The 16,447-nt window shown below is 62.4% G+C and carries 18 protein-coding genes; 14 read left to right on the forward strand and 4 right to left on the reverse strand.

What is annotated here, in order from left to right:
* Positions 1-35 precede the first annotated feature (35 nt).
* From E5X88_RS04380 to E5X88_RS04410, 7 genes are all read left to right on the forward strand, one after another.
* A complete protein-coding gene (locus tag E5X88_RS04380; protein WP_292158595.1) occupies positions 36-1,163 on the forward strand; it encodes a hypothetical protein in 1,128 nt (375 codons plus the stop codon).
* A 7-nt stretch (positions 1,164-1,170) separates the two neighbouring features.
* On the forward strand, positions 1,171-1,581 hold the full coding sequence (locus E5X88_RS04385; protein WP_292158597.1) for a RidA family protein: 411 nt from the start codon (positions 1,171-1,173) through the stop codon (positions 1,579-1,581).
* A 25-nt stretch (positions 1,582-1,606) separates the two neighbouring features.
* Complete coding sequence (locus E5X88_RS04390) at positions 1,607-2,227, forward strand: glutathione S-transferase family protein (protein WP_292158599.1); 621 nt, start codon at positions 1,607-1,609, stop codon at positions 2,225-2,227.
* Complete coding sequence (fhmpcd1, locus tag E5X88_RS04395) at positions 2,227-3,156, forward strand: 5-formyl-3-hydroxy-2-methylpyridine 4-carboxylate 5-dehydrogenase (protein WP_366664755.1); 930 nt, start codon at positions 2,227-2,229, stop codon at positions 3,154-3,156. The genes E5X88_RS04390 and fhmpcd1 overlap by 1 nt, the downstream gene beginning before the upstream one ends.
* Before the next feature lie 124 nt (positions 3,157-3,280).
* Complete coding sequence (locus E5X88_RS04400) at positions 3,281-4,123, forward strand: ABC transporter ATP-binding protein (RefSeq protein ID WP_292158604.1); 843 nt, start codon at positions 3,281-3,283, stop codon at positions 4,121-4,123.
* Positions 4,120-4,935 (forward strand): ABC transporter permease, encoded by an 816-nt coding sequence (locus E5X88_RS04405; protein ID WP_292158606.1) that lies wholly within the window; start codon positions 4,120-4,122, stop codon positions 4,933-4,935. The genes E5X88_RS04400 and E5X88_RS04405 overlap by 4 nt, the downstream gene beginning before the upstream one ends.
* Before the next feature lie 29 nt (positions 4,936-4,964).
* Positions 4,965-5,975, forward strand: a complete 1,011-nt coding sequence (locus E5X88_RS04410) for an ABC transporter substrate-binding protein (protein WP_292158608.1) — start codon at positions 4,965-4,967, stop codon at positions 5,973-5,975.
* Between the two features lie 39 nt (positions 5,976-6,014).
* Here E5X88_RS04410 and E5X88_RS04415 read toward each other — a convergent pair whose 3' ends face one another.
* A complete protein-coding gene (locus E5X88_RS04415) occupies positions 6,015-6,440 on the reverse strand; it encodes a hypothetical protein (protein WP_292158610.1) in 426 nt (141 codons plus the stop codon).
* A 98-nt stretch (positions 6,441-6,538) separates the two neighbouring features.
* Here E5X88_RS04415 and E5X88_RS04420 point away from each other — a divergent pair, with 98 nt between their 5' ends.
* From E5X88_RS04420 to E5X88_RS04450, 7 genes are all read left to right on the forward strand, one after another.
* Complete coding sequence (locus tag E5X88_RS04420) at positions 6,539-7,567, forward strand: BMP family protein (RefSeq protein ID WP_292158612.1); 1,029 nt, start codon at positions 6,539-6,541, stop codon at positions 7,565-7,567.
* Between the two features lie 80 nt (positions 7,568-7,647).
* Positions 7,648-9,216 carry an ABC transporter ATP-binding protein gene (locus tag E5X88_RS04425; protein WP_292158614.1) on the forward strand — a complete coding sequence of 523 codons (1,569 nt, stop codon included), beginning with the start codon at positions 7,648-7,650 and terminating at the stop codon, positions 9,214-9,216.
* Entirely contained in the window at positions 9,213-10,310 is a 1,098-nt protein-coding gene (locus tag E5X88_RS04430) for an ABC transporter permease (protein WP_292158617.1), read from the forward strand. The genes E5X88_RS04425 and E5X88_RS04430 overlap by 4 nt, the downstream gene beginning before the upstream one ends.
* Positions 10,311-10,314: 4 nt before the next feature.
* On the forward strand, positions 10,315-11,250 hold the full coding sequence (locus tag E5X88_RS04435; RefSeq protein ID WP_292158619.1) for an ABC transporter permease: 936 nt from the start codon (positions 10,315-10,317) through the stop codon (positions 11,248-11,250).
* Between the two features lie 49 nt (positions 11,251-11,299).
* Entirely contained in the window at positions 11,300-12,106 is an 807-nt protein-coding gene (locus tag E5X88_RS04440) for a 4-pyridoxolactonase (RefSeq protein WP_292158621.1), read from the forward strand.
* 24 nt (positions 12,107-12,130) lie between these two features.
* Complete coding sequence (gene ppaT, locus E5X88_RS04445; RefSeq protein ID WP_292158622.1) at positions 12,131-13,309, forward strand: pyridoxamine--pyruvate transaminase; 1,179 nt, start codon at positions 12,131-12,133, stop codon at positions 13,307-13,309.
* A gap of 38 nt (positions 13,310-13,347) precedes the next feature.
* Positions 13,348-14,094, forward strand: coding sequence for an SDR family NAD(P)-dependent oxidoreductase (locus E5X88_RS04450; RefSeq protein WP_292158625.1), 747 nt, complete (start codon positions 13,348-13,350; stop codon positions 14,092-14,094).
* 7 nt (positions 14,095-14,101) lie between these two features.
* On the opposite strand, the gene E5X88_RS04455 is transcribed toward E5X88_RS04450, so the two are convergent.
* The 3 genes from E5X88_RS04455 to grxD form a co-directional block, all read right to left on the reverse strand.
* A complete protein-coding gene (locus E5X88_RS04455) occupies positions 14,102-14,500 on the reverse strand; it encodes a hypothetical protein (protein ID WP_292158627.1) in 399 nt (132 codons plus the stop codon).
* A gap of 250 nt (positions 14,501-14,750) precedes the next feature.
* Positions 14,751-15,995, reverse strand: coding sequence for a multidrug effflux MFS transporter (locus E5X88_RS04460; protein WP_292158630.1), 1,245 nt, complete (start codon positions 15,993-15,995; stop codon positions 14,751-14,753).
* A gap of 116 nt (positions 15,996-16,111) precedes the next feature.
* Positions 16,112-16,447 (reverse strand): Grx4 family monothiol glutaredoxin, encoded by a 336-nt coding sequence (grxD, locus tag E5X88_RS04465; protein ID WP_292158632.1) that lies wholly within the window; start codon positions 16,445-16,447, stop codon positions 16,112-16,114.

A 16,447-nucleotide genomic window follows, 5' to 3' on the forward strand; every position in this document is an offset into this window, starting at 1 on the left:
CCGAATAGACCTTTCAGCAGCAAGGGCGTACGCATTTGGTTTCGGCGTTCAACACCAAGCAGATCGGCCATGTCGACTGTCCGGGCGGAGGTCAGGTCTGGGTCGACGGCAATGTCCTCTATATCGGCCATATGCGACCGCCGAGCGGCACGACGCTGGTCGACATTTCAGACCCGCGCAATCCGAAGAAGATCGCGACGATCGACGTTCCGCCGGGCTGGCACTCGCACAAGGTGCGCGCGCAGGACGGCTTGATGATCATCAATCACGAGCGCTTCGGCAATGCGGGCCCGGCCGATTTCGGCGGTGGCCTGGCGCTTTACGACACGACCCGACCGTCGGAGCCGAGGCTCATCTCGAAGTGGATGACCGGCGGTCACGGCGTGCATCGCTATGACTATGACGGTCGTTACGCCTATATCTCGCCAACCGCCGACGGTTATGTCGGCAACATCGTAATGATCCTGGACCTGATCGATCCGGTGAATCCGGTCGAGGTCGGGCGCTGGTGGATCCCAGGCCAGTGGACCGGCGGCGGCGAAGAGTACCCGTGGCATGATTATGTCACGCCGCGCTGCCACCATCCGTTGCGCATGGGCGACCGGCTCTATGTCAGCTACTGGCATCACGGCCTGTTCATCCTCGACATTTCCGACATTTCGAAGCCGAAGCTTGTCTCTCACGTCAATTCGAGCCCGAGCTTTCCGCACCCTACGCATACCTGCCTGCCGATCCCGCAGCCGCTCAAGGGCCGCAAGATCATGGTGGTGGCGGACGAGGATGTAGCCAAACTTCGGCCTTCGCCGCCGGCCTTCACCTGGATCTACGACATCACCGACGACACCAACCCGCTGCCGATCTCGACCTTCCAGGTGCCTGGCCTCGACACCGACGGCGCACCGCAACCGCCGATGACGGGCTGCCATCAGCCCTCCGAGCGGTTCAAGGGCACTATCATTCCCTTTGCTTGGTTCGCTCAAGGGCTGCGGTTGGTCGACATCGCCGACCCGTTCGCACCCAAGGAGGTTGGCCATTTCACGCCCGATGCGCCGGAAGGCGCCGAGCGGTCCTCTTCCAACGACGTCACCATCGACGACCGCGGTATCGTCTACCTGATCGACCGCATCCGTGGCGTCGACATCATCGAAACCAGCGTTCTCTAAGGGGGGCATGTTGAGCGACAGCACGCGAAAATCCGACAGCCATTACGCCATCGGCAAGAAGAATCCGAACCTGCCGTTTCATCCGGCGGTGCGTGCCGGCGATTTCATTTTCGTCTCCGGTCAGGTGCCAAAGGACGAGAACAACAACATGATCAGCGGCACAATTGAGGAAGAAACGCTGGCCACGCTGAAGACCATCGCGCGTGTCATAGCGCATGAGGGCGCGACGCTCTCCGATGTCGTCCGGATTACCACCTATCTCGAGGATACGCGCGACTTCGGCCGCTACAACAAGGCGTTCCTCGAAGGGATCGGCGACGCGGTGCTGGCACGCACGACGGTCGAGGCAAAGGCCGTCATCAACACCAAGATCGAAATGGACGCCATCGTCTACAAGCCGCTGCCGGCCGGCAAGTAGGCCACGACACAATCGAGGAGACGACATGTACAAGCTCTTAGGTCGCCAGACATCGGGCAATGTTCAAAAGGTGCTCTTCATGCTCGAGGAGCTTGGCGCGCCGTACAAGCGCGAGGATTATGGACGTCAGTTCGAAAACACCCAGACGGCTGAATACAAGGCGCTCAATCCGACGTCGAAAGTCCCGACGCTGGTCGACGGCGACACCGTGATCTGGGAGTCCAACACCATCCTGCGCTATCTCGCGGCATCCGGCGGCGAACAGTTGCATGGCGCCACGCCGGCGGAGAAGACCGAGGTCGAGCGCTGGATGGATTTTCTGCTGGCAGCGGTCAATCCCGGTTATCTGGCAGCCTTCAAGGGCGCGAAGCTGGCGCCCGAGGAGCACACCGCCGAATACAAGGAGCAGGTGAAGGATCTGGTGGCGCAGCTCAAGATCGTCGACGGGCATCTGGCCGGCAAGGATTTCCTGGCGCTCGGTAAGCTGACCATAGCCGATATCGCCTGCGCGCCGATCCTGAAACGCTGCATCGATTTCAGGATCGACCGGCCGTCAATGCCTAATCTCGAACGCTGGGTGGCCGCCATCGCGGCGCGCCCGGCCTTCAAGACGGCGACTGCCGCCGCACCCGCAAAGGCCGCATGATGATCAAGCGCGCCGCCCTCATCGGACTGGGAACGATGGGTCCGGGCATCGCCGCGCGGCTGTCGCGCGGTGGGCTCGATGTGGCGGCGTACGATGTTTCCGATGTCGCGGTCGAACGCGCCCGCGGCATGCTCGACATGGCCGGCGGGGTTCTGGACCGCCTCGACATCAAGGCGCCCGCGTCGGGGGTAGGCGCGGTGCGCTTCGTGGGGACCATCGCCGAGGCTGTCGATGCGGCGGAATTGGTCATCGAGAATGTGCCTGAGAATATCGATATCAAGGCCGAGACCTATCGCGCCATCGACCCGCTGATCGGCTCTTCGGTCATCGTCGCCTCCGACACGTCCGGCATCCCGATCACCAGGCTGCAGGCCCATATCTCCCATCCCGAGCGGATGGTCGGCATGCACTGGTCGAACCCGCCGCACATCATTCCGATGATCGAGGTGATCGGCGGCGAGAAGACCGCGCCGGAAACCGTGGCGACGATCCGCGACCTGATCCGCTCGATCGGCCTGTTGCCGGTGGTCGTGAAGAAGGATGTCCCCGGCTTCGTCGAAAATCGCGTGCTCTACGCGCTGCTGCGCGAGGCGGTCGACCTCGTGGAGCGCGGCGTTATCGAACCGGAGGATCTCGACACCTGCGTCTCATGGGGCATCGGTTTCAAGATCGCCGTCATCGGGCCGATGGCGCTGCTCGATATGGCGGGCCTCGATATCTACAAATCCGTCTCTTCGTTCCTGAACGCCGACCTTTCCAATCGGGATGACGTTGCCCCGGTCGTGTTGGAGAAGACCGGGGCGTCGAAGTTCGGCATCAAGTCGGGCGAAGGCATGTTCTCCTACACGCCCGAGCAGATAAAGGCGCTGCAAGGCGAACGGGCGCGCAAGCTCGTCACGGTGCGCCGCATACTCGAGGGCCGGGAATAGACGATGGCACAAGTTGCGCACGAGGCTGGCCGTGTTGGGGATTTCACCCGGTCGGCTGCTTGTGTGGACTGTACCATCAAGACCACGCGGCTGCGGCCAACGACAATGCATGGGGTGACCGACCATGCAGGTTGAAACCATTCGACCCGCCGGTGGCAGACCGGCCCATATGCGCCACGCCGACCTCATCTCCGCCAAAGGCGTTTCGGTGGTCATGGGCACGGATCAGAACCGGCAGCTGATCCTCAGGGATATCGACCTTTCGGTTCCGCAAGGTTCGTTCGTTTCCCTGATCGGCCCTTCGGGTTGTGGCAAGAGTACATTGCTCAAAGTGCTGGCTGGGCTGGTCAGTCCAAGCAGCGGTAGCGTCTCGATCGCCGGAGCTTCGCCAGGCGAGGCGGCGCGCAAGCGGATGATCGGTCTCGTCTTTCAGGATGCCAACCTGCTTCCGTGGAAAAACGCCGTCGACAATGCCTCAATGCTGCTGGGTATCGCCGACAAGTCGATGTCGCGCTCAGCGTTGCGAGCGCGTGGGCAGGAGATGCTGGAGCTGGTGGGACTTGGCGATGCCGCCCACAAGCGCCCAAACGAATTGTCTGGCGGCATGCGTCAGCGGGTCGCCATCGCCCGGGCCCTCGCGCTCGATCCGGCGGTCTTGCTGATGGACGAGCCGTTTGGCGCCCTCGACGCGATCACCCGCGATTCGATGGGCCAATCGCTGCTGGAGATCTGGCAGAGGACCGGCAAGACGATTGTCTTCGTGACGCATTCGATCGACGAAGCCATTCAGTTGTCCCGCCAGGTTCATGTGCTGGGAATCAAACCGGGCCGCATTACGCAAAGCTTGGATGTTCCTCTGCCCTACCCACGCGACGCTTCCGTGGCCGAGATCCCCGAATTTGTCAGGCTGGTGCTTCAGCTTCGAGGGATGCTGCGCTCCAGTCATCAGCCGGGAGACGCGTCTTGAGCAAGCAATCCGTTATCGATACCTCCACGTCGCAGCCCGTTTCCGGCTGGAACGCGGCGACAAGCAGTTGGCTTCCGGCGGTCATCCTTCTGCTGGTGACGATCGTGTTGTGGGAAGCCGCGGTGCGGATATTCTCCATATCCTCGTTTATCGTTCCTGCCCCTTCCGAGATTGCACGATCCCTGGTCGCGCAATGGGACACGCTCGCGCAGGCAACGGTGGTCACGGCAGGCGAAATCCTGTTTGGCTTCCTTGTCTCGGTCGTGGTCGGCATAGCGCTGGCTCTCGTCATCGTGCGTTTCGACTGGCTGGGGCGCGCTCTGTATCCGCTCGTGGTGCTGTTCCAGAACGTTCCGAAGGTCGCGCTCGCTCCGATCTTCATCCTCTGGTTCGGCTATGGGCTCGCACCGAAGATCGGCCTGATCCTGGTCATCGCCTTCTTCCCGGTGACGCTGTCGATGCTGGCCGGCATGCAATCAGTCGACCGTTCGCTTCTTTCGCTGATGCATTCGGTCGGTGCCAGCCCGACCCAGATCCTGTTCAGGATCCGTGTTCCCCACTCTCTGCCGAGCCTGATGGCCGGGACCAAGATAGCCGCGACCCTGAGTGTGATTGGCGCCATCGTCGGCGAATTTGCCGGAGCCTCGGACGGGCTCGGCTACGTGATCCAGTTCGCGTCGACCCAGCTCGACACGCCCCTTGTCTTCGCGGCGCTGCTGCTCGTTTCCGTGCTCGGCATCGCGTTCTACTACGCAGCCGAATTTCTCGAACGCATCGTCGTGCCCTGGGCGCCGAAATTCAGCCAGGCCTAGGACAACCAAGATAAAAGAAGGGAACAACAATGCTGAGACGCTCTCTTATCAAGGCAGCCACTTTTGCGGCGTTTGTCGGCGCGCTTGGCTTCTCGAACGCGTCCCTTGCGGCGGACACCGTCAACGTCCAGCTCGACTGGGTGGTGCGCGGCAATCACGCTATGTTCTTCGTCGGCAAGGAAAAGGGCTTTTTCGCCAAGAATGACATCGATGTGGCGGAGGTCCGCAAGGGGTCCGGTTCGCCGGATGCCATGCGCTTCGTCGGCAACGGTAACGCCGAGTTCGGCTTCGGGGATCTTCCCACGCTTGCCGTGGCAAGGTCGCAGAATGTTCCCGTCGTGGCGCTGGCAGCGGTCAATCAGCAGTCCCCGCTGGGCATTATCTCGCTCGCCAAGACGCTCAAGCTGACCAAGCCTTCCGACCTCAAGGGCCTGACCATCGGCATCCACCCGGCAGGCTCCACTTACATCTTCTTCAGGGGCTTCCTGGCCGCCAACGGCATGAGCGAGAAGGACATGACGCTCAACAGCGTCTCGCCGCCTTACGAGAGCTACCTGCTGCTCGGACGTGTGCAGACGGTGGTCGGTTATCTCGACGCCGAAGTTCCCGAACTTGAAGCCAAGGCCGGCGGTCCCGGCTCCCTGAGCATCATGCTCGGCGCGGATCACGGCTGGAAGGCCTATGGCTCGGGGCTGTTCACTTCTGAAGCGATGATCAAGGACAAGCCCGATGTCGTGCGGCGCTTCGTGAAGGCGTACAGGGAAGCCTTCGACTATGTCGCGGCGCATCCGGAAGAAGCTGCCGAGATCACGGCCAAGGCCGTTCCGGGCTACACGGAAAAGAAGGATGTCCTGCTGGCCCAGCTCAAGGCCGACATCGCCTCGACGTTCAACAGCCCGGCGACGAAGGAACACGGCCTCGGCTGGATGACGAAGGCGCAATGGGAAGAGACCTTGAAGACGTTGACGGACCAGGGCGTGCTCAAAACGGCCCTGTCGGCAGACGACGTCTTCACCGACAAATTCCTGGCGGCAGAGTGAAGGCCGGGGGCGGTGTCTGACTTGGCAAAAAGCGAGCGTCTACTTGCAGGCCAGCCTGTCGTCCGCGCTGCTGCACGTCACGGCCAGATGCCCCTTTGCGGCACTGGCGCGGTCGAGCGCGATCTGCACGCGCGTGGCGTATACCTGGCTGGCCAGGCCGCACCACAGCCGCTCGACGGGCAGGTTTTCGCGCTTGTCGTTGAGGATTGTATACGTCCCGGTTTCGGGATCGAACCACAGCTCGACACGAGCGCTCTTGCCAGGCGCCGCGGAGGCGATCGTGGCCGAATACCAGTGGGCGAAGTCGGCATTGCAGGAAAGCGCCTCGCGCCCGGCATTCGAAATCGTCAGCGGCACGGGATCGAGTCCGTCGGTGCCGGTCCGGACAGTCACGTGCCGCAATTCAACCGCGTTGGCGAACGACGTGAACGCCAGCATTACCGGAAGGATGTATCGCACAACCACCTTGCCTGAAATCCTGATATAATTGTTCAGGTAGTATACCTCGCTTATGCGCAATAACAATAAGAATATATTGGGTCAACCGAACCAGAGAGGGTAACATGTCAAAGTTTCTGAAGAGCAGCGTAAGCGCTTTTATATTAAGCAGTCTCTTGCTTGGCAACGCACTTGCCGCCGAAGTCAAGTCGATTGCCATCCTGGCGCCGGAAGAAGGCACCGACTATGGCTGGAACCAGCAAGGCATCGACGCTGCAAAAGCGGCGGCCAAAGCGGCCGGCATCGAGATCGTGGTGGCGCAGGGGCTCGGCTATGGCGACGTGCGGCCGACATTGCGCGAATTGGCGTCCGACGGCGCCAGCCTGCTGATCGCCCATGCCAGCGGCTACAATACCGCGGCTCCCGAAATCGCCAAGGAAACCAAGGTCCCGGTGGCGATCGTCGACACGCCGACCGGTCTCGAGAAGGGGCTCGTCGCCGACTACACGCTGAGCGGCCACGAAGGTGCGTATCTTGCCGGCCGTCTCGCCGCCAAGATGTCGCGCTCCAAATCTGTCGGCATCGTCGTTTCGGGCGAGCCGCCATCGTGGAACTCGCAGTCGGCGGCGTTCGCGCAGGGCGTGAAGGCCGAGAACCCGGACGTCAAGGTCACCTATGCGGTGATCGGACCGGCCGCCTACAGCGATGCGGCCGGCGGCAAGCGCGTCACTGAAAGCGTGATCGCATCGGGCGCTGACATCATCTTCGGCCAGGGCAACGGCTCGAGCTTCGGAATGCTGCAGGCGGTCGAGACGACCAAGGCCGGTGATGGCGGCAAGGTCTATTTCATCGACGTCATCGGTGACAAGACGCCGATCGACAAAGGCTTTCTGCTGTCGTCGGTGGTCTGGAACATCGAGCCGGTTTATGCGGCGATGATCGCCGACCTGAAGGCGGACACCTTCGGCACCAAGAGCTACTCGATCGGCCTCAAGGACGATTCGGTCAAGCTTCTGAAGACCGCTGCTATCCCGGACGATGTCTGGGCGAAGATCCAGGCGCTGCGCGAGGACGTCATTTCCGGCAAGACCAAGGTCGAGCCGGTCTATGATGCAGCAGCCGTCAGGGCGCTGATGACCAGCGTCGCCCAGTAAGGCGATCAAAGGCAGACTTCCGGAGGGGTGACCAGTTCACCCCTCCGGACCGATTTCATGTTTTCAAGGCCGAGTCTTGCATGAGCATTGCTTCCTCATTGTCGGTCGACAAGCGCGACATCGTCGCGCTTGAGGGCGTGACCAAACGGTTCCCAGGGGTGGTCGCCAATGACGGCGTCGATCTGGCAATCCGCCCCGGCGAGGTGCATGTGCTGCTCGGTGAAAATGGCGCTGGAAAATCCACCTTGATCGGCATGCTGTCGGGCCTGCAGCAGCCGGACGAGGGGCGCATACTGGTCGATGGCGAGCCTACCGCGATCACGTCGCCGCGCCATGCACTGGCGCTCGGCATCGGAACCGTATTTCAGCATATGATGCTGGTGCCGACGCTGACGGTGGCGGAAAACCTGTTGCTCGGTGGACCGTGGTGGCAGCGCCCCAAGACCGAGGAGCTGGAAGCACGCGTTGCCGAAATCACCAGGACGCTCGGCATTACGGTCAGGCTGCATGCTAAAGTGTCCGAGCTTTCGCTCGGCGAGCAGCAGCAGGTCGAGATCCTGCGCGCGATGGTGCGCAACACCCGGCTTCTGATCCTCGACGAATCGACCTCGATGCTGACGCCGAAGGGCATCGAGGAGCTGGGCGCGCTGATGCGCCGCCTGGTCGGGCAGGGGTTGGCGATCGTCTTCATCACCCACAAGCTCAAGGAGGCGGCTGCCTTCGGCGATCGCATCTCGGTGCTGAAACTCGGCCGCAAGGTCGGTGAAATCCCGCCTGAGCGATTTCGCGCGCTGGGCGAGCAGGCGATCATTTCGGAGATCGTGGAATTGATGTTCGGCAAGCGGAAGGACGACCCGGAAGCGGCCGAGCGTCCGGTTCGCGTCATCCACGCCGAAGCGGCTCCGCTGCTTCAGGTCCACGATCTTGCGGTTGCGCCGACAGACGAGGCGCCGTGCCTGTCGTCGATTTCGTTCGATATCCGTCCGGGCGAGATCTTTGGCATCGCCGGCATCGACGGCAATGGCCAGAAGCAACTGGCGGAGGCGCTGGCTGGCCAGCGTGCGACGATGGGCGGTTCGGTGCGGCTGGAGGGAGCGCCCATCGAGGCGCTGAGCGTCGGCGAACGCCGTGAGCGAGGCCTTCGCTACCTGACCGACGACCGGCTCGGCGAGGGCACGGTCGGAACCTTCCCGGTTTCGATCAACTTCTTCCTCAAGCAGGTGGGCGCGGCGCCTTTCTGGCGCAAAGGCGTCGAGCAGCGCGCTGAAATCGACAAGCGCGCCGCTCAAATCGTCCGCGAATATGACGTGCGCACGCCAAGTCTGAAAACGCCGGTCGCCCGGCTCTCCGGCGGCAATATCCAGAAGGTGCTCTTGGCGCGCGAACTTGCCGAAGGCGCAAAGGTGGTGATCTTCAACAAGCCGACATATGGGCTCGATCTCGCCAACACATTGGCTTCGCGCCAGCGAATCCGCGACACGGCGGCACGCGGCCTTGCCGTACTGCTCATCTCCACCGACCTCGAGGAGTTGCTCAGCATGTGCGACCGTATCGCCGTCATCTCGAACGGATCGCTCGTCGGTACCGTCGAGAATGCCGACGATGCCCGCACCAAGGTCGGTCGCTTGATGATTGGGCTCGCCGCATGAGCATCGAGACCGCCCCCTCCGCGGGCGCAACCGCCCTCGACCCCACCGCCGCGGTGGCAACGCGCCGCGATATCCAGCATCGGCTGCTGATGACGCTCGGCCCCATCCTGGCCGCACTGATCATCGCCGGCTGCATCTTGCTTGCTGTCGGCGTCGATCCGCTTGCCTACTACGGCTTTGTCCTCGAGAAAGGGCTTCTCTCGCCGCTCGGCATCCAGCAGACGCTGACGCGCATGGCGCCGCTGCTGTTTCTTGCCGCCGGCCTGATTGTGGCCTTTCGCGCGGGCATGTGGAATCTCGGCGGTGATGGCCAGTTCCTGCTCGGTGCGGTAACGGCCGCTGCCAGCGCTCCGGTTTTCGTGCAGATCATGCCGGCCTGGCTGGCGCTCGTCTGCTCGTTCCTGATCGCCATGGTGGTCGCGATGATCTGGTCGCTGGTGCCGGCCTTGCTGCGCGCCTATCAGGGCGTCAACGAGATCATCACCACGCTGATGATGACGTTTCTGGGCACCTCGCTGGCCAACGTGCTGGTCAAGCTGGTGTTTCGCGATCCGGGCACAACCGTGCCGCAGACCCGCACCTTGCCGGTCGAGGACAGGCTGCCGCGGCTGTTCGAAACGACCATAACCAGCGGCCTGCTTCTGGGATTGGCGGCGATCATCATCGTGCATCTGGTGATGACGCGCACGGCGTTCGGGCTGAAGCTGCGGATCGTCGGCGCAAACCCCCGCGCGGCAATCCATTCGGGACTTGGCGTGCCGAAGCTCACCATTGCCGTCTTCGCCATTTCGGCCGGGCTGGCTGGCCTTGCCGGCGCGGTCGATATTCTCGGCGTCCAAGGTAACGTTCGCGCCGACTGGAACCCTGCCTATGGTCTGGCCGTCATCCCCGTGGTGTTCCTCGCCCGCATGAACGGTTTTGCCGCCATCGGTTTCGTCTTTCTGCTCTCGGTGCTTTCGATCGGCGGCGAGAGTGCGGCCCGACGGCTCGGCGTGCCCAATCATTTCACGCTGGTGCTGGTCTCCATCGTGCTGATCGTGCTCGCGCTCGCCGAATACATTGATCACCGCTACAACCAGTCGCGGAGGGTCTGAAGCCATGACCGGGCTCTTCAGCGAAGTCTTTCTCAGCGCGCTTTTGTTCGGCGCGGTCACCGCGGCGATCCCGCTGCTGCTCGCCGGCCTTGGCGAACAGATGTCGGAAAAGGCCGGCGTGCTCAACATCGGCATCGAAGGCATGATGCTGGCCGGCGCTTATCTCGGCTTCGTCGGCGCCTTCTATTCCGGATCGCTGTGGCTCGGCTTTTTCACCGGCGCTGCCGGCGGCATCGCGGTGGCGCTTGTCATGGCGCTGCTGTGCGTACGCATCGGGCTGAACCAGATCGTCATCGGCATCGCGCTGACCCTAGGACTCGAAGGCCTGACGGCACTGCTCCACCATTTCCAGTTTTCGCGCAGCTATCCCCGCCTGCCGGCGGTGGACGTCACGGTCATTCCGTTGCTGTCGGACATTCCGGTCATCGGCCCGGCGCTGTTCAGGCAGCATTTGATCGTCTATCTGGCGATCGCGCTGGTTTTCGCCATGGGCCACATCTATCGGCGCACGCAGCTCGGCCTCAACCTGCAGGCCGCGGGCGACAAGCCGGCAGCACTCGATGTTGCGGGCATCGACGTCATGCGAACCCGTACCATCGCCGTGCTGACGACCGGAGCGCTGGCCGGACTTGGCGGCGCCTTTCTCGCCAATGTCGGGGCCGGCCTGTTCATTCCCTTCATCACCAATGGAGCGGGCTTTCTCGGCATCGTGCTGGCCATGCTGGCGCGCGGCCGCCCGGTCTGGGTGCTGTTCGGCGCGTTGCTGTTCGGCGTCTGCCTGTCCTTGACGACCGCCATGCAGGTGGCCGGCATCAACATACCAACCGACATCATCCAGATGCTGCCGTTCCTGGCGGTGATGATCATGCTGGTGCTGTTCGGCCGGCGGGCCAGTCTGCCGGCGGCGCTCGGCATTCCATACGAGCGCGGCGCGCGCTGATCACAGTTCAAGCGCGGACGGGACCCGCGCCAAAGAAGAGGAGACAAAAATGTCGGATACCAAAGTCTACCTGCTCGACGGCGGCTCGCTCGTTCTCGACGGCTATCACGTGTTCTGGAATCGCGGCCCCGGCGGCGAAGTGCGCTTTCCCGTCTATTCGATCCTGATCGAGCATGCCGAGGGCCGGTTTCTCATCGACACCGGCTACGACTACGATCACGTGATGAAGGTGCTGCCTTTCGAAAAGCCGATCCAGGAAAAGCACCAGACCATCCCCGGCGCCCTTGCGCTGCTCGGCCTCGAGCCGAAGGATATCGACGTCGTCGTCAACTCGCATTTCCACTTCGACCATTGTGGCGGCAACAAATATTTTCCGCATGCCAAGAAGATCTGCCACCGGACCGAGGTGCCTCAAGCCTGCAATCCCCAGCCTTTCGAGCATCTCGGCTATTCCGATCTGAGCTTCTCGGCGGAAGCTGCCGAAGCGCGTGGCGCGACCGCGCAATTGCTGGAAGGCACGACGCGGGCCAACTCGACCTTCGAGGGCATCGACGGCGATGTCGAGCTTGCCAGGGGCGTCAAGCTGATCTCGACGCCCGGTCACTCGATCGGTCACTACAGCCTGCTGGTGGAGTTCCCCAAGCGCAAGCCGATCATGTTCACGATCGATGCGGCCTACACGCAGAAGAGCCTTGAAACGCTGTGCCAGGCGTCCTTTCACATCGACCCGGTGGCAGGTGTCAACTCGATGCGCAAGGTGAAGAAGCTCGCTGAGGACCATGGCGCCGAGCTGATGTATTCGCACGACATGGAAAACTTCAAAACCTACAAGACCGGCACGCAATTCTACGGCTGATCGCCACCGACCGGAGACAAGACCATGCGCTATTTCGAACATGCCGAACCGGTCATCACGCTGACCGCGGGGCCGGTGAACGCCTATCCCGACGTGCTGCGCGGCCTCGCCCGTACCGTGCTCTACGACTACGACCCAGCGTTCCAGCTCTTCTACGAGGGTGTGGTCGATAAGGCGCAGAAGGCGATGCGGCTGTCGAACAAACCGGTCATTCTTCATGGCGAACCGGTTCTTGGCCTGGAGGCCGCCGCAGCCTCCCTGATCGCGCCCGACGATGTCGTGCTCAACCTTGCCTCCGGAGTCTACGGCAAGGGGTTTGGCTATTGGGCGAAGCGCTATTCGCCGCATCTGCTCGAAATCGAGGTGCCCTACAACGAGGCGATCGACCCGCAGGCGGTTGCGGAGATGCTGAAAGCGCATCCGGAAATCACCATCGTCTCCGTCTGCCACCACGACACCCCGTCGGGCACCATCAACCCGATCGACGCCATCGGCGCGCTGGTTTCGGCGCATGGCGCCTATCTGATCGTCGATGCCGTTTCGTCCTTCGGCGGCATGAAAACGCATCCACAGGACTGCAAGGCCGATATCTATGTCACCGGCCCGAACAAATGCCTGGGTGCGCCTCCCGGCCTCACGATGATGGGCGTCAGCGAGCGGGCCTGGGCCAGGATGAAGGCAAATCCATTGGCGCCGCGCGCGTCGATGCTCAGCATCGTCGACTGGGAACATGCATGGTCGAAGGACCAGCCGTTTCCGTTCACGCCGTCCGTCGCGGAGATGAGCGGGCTCGACGTCGCGCTCGACCTCTACCTCAACGAGGGAGCGGAGGCGGTGTGGGCGCGCCACGCGCTCACCGCCAGGGCCATGCGCGCGGGCGTTGCCGCCTTGGGCCTGTCGATCTGGGCCGCCAGCGACACCATCGCGTCGCCCACCACGACCGCCGTGCGGACGCCCGAAGGCATCGACGAGAAGGCGCTTCGCCAGGCCGCGCGCGCCCGCTACGGCGTGGTGTTTTCGTCTGGCCGCGGCGAAACATTGGGCAAGCTGACGCGCATCGGCCATATGGGCCCTACCGCCCAGCCGATCTATGCGATCGCGGCGCTGACAGCACTTGGCGGCGCGATGAATGCTTTGGGCCAGAAACTCGCGGTCGGCAAAGGTATCGACGCGGCGCTGGCCGTTATCGACGCCGACGATTGAGATGATTTCACAGCATCACAAATCCATGGAGTACGGAAATGACTGAACGGCTTGGGGGAAAGACGGCCCTGGTTACCGGGGCCGCACAGGGCATCGGCAAGGCGATCGCCGCGCGGTTGGCCGCCGATGGCGCGACCGTCATCGTCAGCGACATCAACGCGGAAGGCGCCGAGGCGGCGGCGGCCGCGATCGGCGGAAAGGCGAAGGCGATTGCCGCCGACATTTCCGATCCTGCTTCGGTCAAAGCGCTCTTCGCCGAGATCCAGGCGCTGACCGGGGGCATCGACATTCTGGTCAACAATGCCAGCATCGTGCCGTTCGTCGCTTGGGATGATGTCGATCTCGACCATTGGCGCAAGATCATCGACGTCAATCTGACTGGCACCTTCATCGTCAGCCGCGCGGGAACGGACCAGATGCGTGCAGCCGGCAAGGCCGGACGGGTGATTAACATCGCCTCAAACACCTTCTTTGCCGGCACGCCGAACATGGCCGCCTATGTCGCGGCCAAGGGCGGTGTCATCGGCTTCACCCGGGCACTCGCCACGGAACTCGGCAAATACAACATCACCGCCAATGCGGTGACGCCCGGTCTGATCGAGAGCGACGGCGTCAAGGCGAGCCCGCACAATGAGGCGTTCGGCTTCGTCGAGATGCTTCAGGCGATGAAAGGGAAGGGCCAGCCGGAACATATTGCCGATGTGGTGTCGTTCCTTGCCTCCGACGATGCGCGCTGGATCACAGGCCAGACGCTGAATGTCGACGCCGGCATGGTGCGCCACTAAACCCAAGCTAGCTCGAGCTGCGCTCGATACGCTCGACAAATGAGTCGACCCGGACTGCCAACCATCGCGGACGCGTGGAACCACCATCGCTACCCGCGCCGGCGTTCGAACCTCCCGGAGTTACCGGGCCTGGTCGAGGACCCAGCGGACCGTTGCATCCGCAACGGGCCAGTTTGGAAGGCGTATCCGGCCTTTTGCCTGCCAGCTCTCGTGCCCTGGCCTCGGCGATGGCTCCGATCGACCTGACAGGCTCGAAGCTCATGAGCACTTTATCGCAGCCGTGAGCTCTCAGCTGTTGTTCGACCTCATCCCACAGATTGTACTCTGCGATCACTCTCAGGAATTTGGAGAGCTGGCGCACTGGCACTTCGGCCAGCCCTTCGAGATCCAAGTTTTCTTTCTCCATAATGGCCTCCATGTTCACGACAAGGCTGATCGAAGCTGGCGACCCAGTCGGCGTTGTCAGCTGATTGGGTTGTCAAGATGGAGGTTCTTCGACCGCAGCTTACGGATGGCTTACGGTTAGGAGTTCAGTGCCGTTCTCGGGAACGGCCTCGCCAGGGGCAGGCTGCATCGCGGAGAAGGCAGGTCTTCGCCGTCCGATCGACCGTTCTTTCGCAGCACGAATCGTCTTCTGTCGCCGCCGTCTGCCGGAACTAGACCGGCGGGTTCTGCGGCTGGAAGAATTTGCCGCGCTCGGCGATCAGCACCATCACCAATGCGCCGAGCGACACGCTGCAGAAGCCGGCGGCCAAGGGCGTCACCGTGCCGTTGAAAGCCTGGCCGATCAGCGTGCCGAGCAGGCCGCCGAGGAAGGTCTGCATGAAACCCAGAATGGACGATGCCGTGCCAGCCAGCTGGCCGAGCGGCTCCATGGCAAGCGCGTTAAAATTCGCGCCGAGTGCGCCGAAGGGGACCATCGCGCAGGCAAAGAAGGTGATGAAAAGCCAAAGCGGCATCTTCATTTGGATGGAAACGATCAGCCAGGCGAGACTGATGGCCAGAAACAAGAGCAGCGCGCTCTGCGACAAGCGGCGCATGCCGATGCGGCCGACAAGGCGCGAATTCAGATAGTTGGAAAAAGCAAGCACCCCGGCTATCCCTGCGAAAATCACCGGGAACATCTCGCCGACGCCGAAGACGCCGACATAGATCTGCTGCGCCGAGTTGATGAAGCCGAACATCGCGCCGAAGGCAAAAGTGCTGGCGAAGGCATAGCAAAGCGCCATCCGGTTGGTCAGCACGATGCGGAAACCACCGACGATGGATGAGACCGTCAGCGGCCGGCGATATTCGGGATGCAGCGTTTCGGGCAAGCGTAGCAGCGCCCACGCCGCCACGATCAGGGCTCCTGCCGCCATGGTGATGAAAATCACGTGCCAGGTCGCGAACAGCATGATGAGCTGGCCGATGCCGGGGGCCACCACCGGGATGGCCATGAACACCATGAAGATCAGCGACATGACTTCGGCCATGCGCCGGCCATCGAACGTGTCGCGCACGATCGAGACGGCGATGACGCGTGTGGCCGCGGCGCCGATGCCTTGCACGACCCTGCACAGGATAAGAGTGGCGAAAGTCGGGGCGATTGCCGCAGCACCCGCCGCCGCGACATAGATCACCAGTCCGGCGACGAGCGGAGCACGGCGTCCGAAACGGTCCGAGATTGGTCCGAAGAAGAGCTGCCCGCCGCCAAAGCCCAGAATATAGGCGGCAATCACATATTGGCGGTGGTTCTCATTTTCCACGCCCAGCGAGGCGCCGATCTGCTGCAGCGCCGGCAGCATGATGTCGATGGCCAGCGAGTTGAGCGCCATCAATGCCGCGCACAGCGCGATGAATTCCCAGCGCGGAATAGGCAAGGTGCTTGCCTGTTGCGGCGCTTGTGCATGCTGGTCCACGGCAAAGTCCGATCTTCAAACGAAAATGCGCCGGCGCGCCGGCGCATTCATTCGTCTTGTCTCCCGATACCAGGGAGGAAACTTTTTGCCGAGGTGGGGGCTCCCCGGCGTGTTCGTCAGGCGGCGCCTTTGACGCTCACGCCCTTTTCGATGAGGAACGTCTGAAGTTCGCCTGCCTGGAACATCTCGCGGATGATGTCGCAGCCGCCAACAAACTCACCCTTGACGTAGAGCTGAGGGATCGTCGGCCAGTTGGAGTATTCCTTGATACCTTGCCGCAGCTCGGCCGAGGTCAGCACGTCCACGCCCTTATAGTCGGCCCCGATGTAGTCGAGGATCTGCACGACCTGACCGGAAAATCCGCATTGCGGGAAACCGGGCGTGCCCTTCATGAAGAGAACGACTTCGTTGCCCTTCACTTCGCTGTCGATGTAGTCGTTGATACCGCTCAT

This window comes from Mesorhizobium sp. (genome assembly GCF_004962245.1).
In the GTDB taxonomy this organism is placed as follows: domain Bacteria; phylum Pseudomonadota; class Alphaproteobacteria; order Rhizobiales; family Rhizobiaceae; genus Mesorhizobium.

Bases quoted from the DNA above. Each gene is read 5' to 3' on its own strand.
- E5X88_RS04385 (WP_292158597.1), top strand. From the start codon at position 1,171: ATGTTGAGCGACAGCACGCGAAAATCCGACAGCCATTACGCCATCGGC.
- grxD (WP_292158632.1), bottom strand. From the start codon at position 16,447: ATGAGCGGTATCAACGACTACATCGACAGCGAAGTGAAGGGCAACGAA.
- fhmpcd1 (WP_366664755.1), top strand. From the start codon at position 2,227: ATGATCAAGCGCGCCGCCCTCATCGGACTGGGAACGATGGGTCCGGGC.
- E5X88_RS04420 (WP_292158612.1), top strand. From the start codon at position 6,539: ATGTCAAAGTTTCTGAAGAGCAGCGTAAGCGCTTTTATATTAAGCAGT.
- E5X88_RS04435 (WP_292158619.1), top strand. From the start codon at position 10,315: ATGACCGGGCTCTTCAGCGAAGTCTTTCTCAGCGCGCTTTTGTTCGGC.
- E5X88_RS04390 (WP_292158599.1), top strand. From the start codon at position 1,607: ATGTACAAGCTCTTAGGTCGCCAGACATCGGGCAATGTTCAAAAGGTG.
- ppaT (WP_292158622.1), top strand. From the start codon at position 12,131: ATGCGCTATTTCGAACATGCCGAACCGGTCATCACGCTGACCGCGGGG.
- E5X88_RS04400 (WP_292158604.1), top strand. From the start codon at position 3,281: ATGCAGGTTGAAACCATTCGACCCGCCGGTGGCAGACCGGCCCATATG.
- E5X88_RS04440 (WP_292158621.1), top strand. From the start codon at position 11,300: ATGTCGGATACCAAAGTCTACCTGCTCGACGGCGGCTCGCTCGTTCTC.
- E5X88_RS04425 (WP_292158614.1), top strand. From the start codon at position 7,648: ATGAGCATTGCTTCCTCATTGTCGGTCGACAAGCGCGACATCGTCGCG.
- E5X88_RS04455 (WP_292158627.1), bottom strand. From the start codon at position 14,500: ATGGAGAAAGAAAACTTGGATCTCGAAGGGCTGGCCGAAGTGCCAGTG.
- E5X88_RS04410 (WP_292158608.1), top strand. From the start codon at position 4,965: ATGCTGAGACGCTCTCTTATCAAGGCAGCCACTTTTGCGGCGTTTGTC.
- E5X88_RS04430 (WP_292158617.1), top strand. From the start codon at position 9,213: ATGAGCATCGAGACCGCCCCCTCCGCGGGCGCAACCGCCCTCGACCCC.
- E5X88_RS04450 (WP_292158625.1), top strand. From the start codon at position 13,348: ATGACTGAACGGCTTGGGGGAAAGACGGCCCTGGTTACCGGGGCCGCA.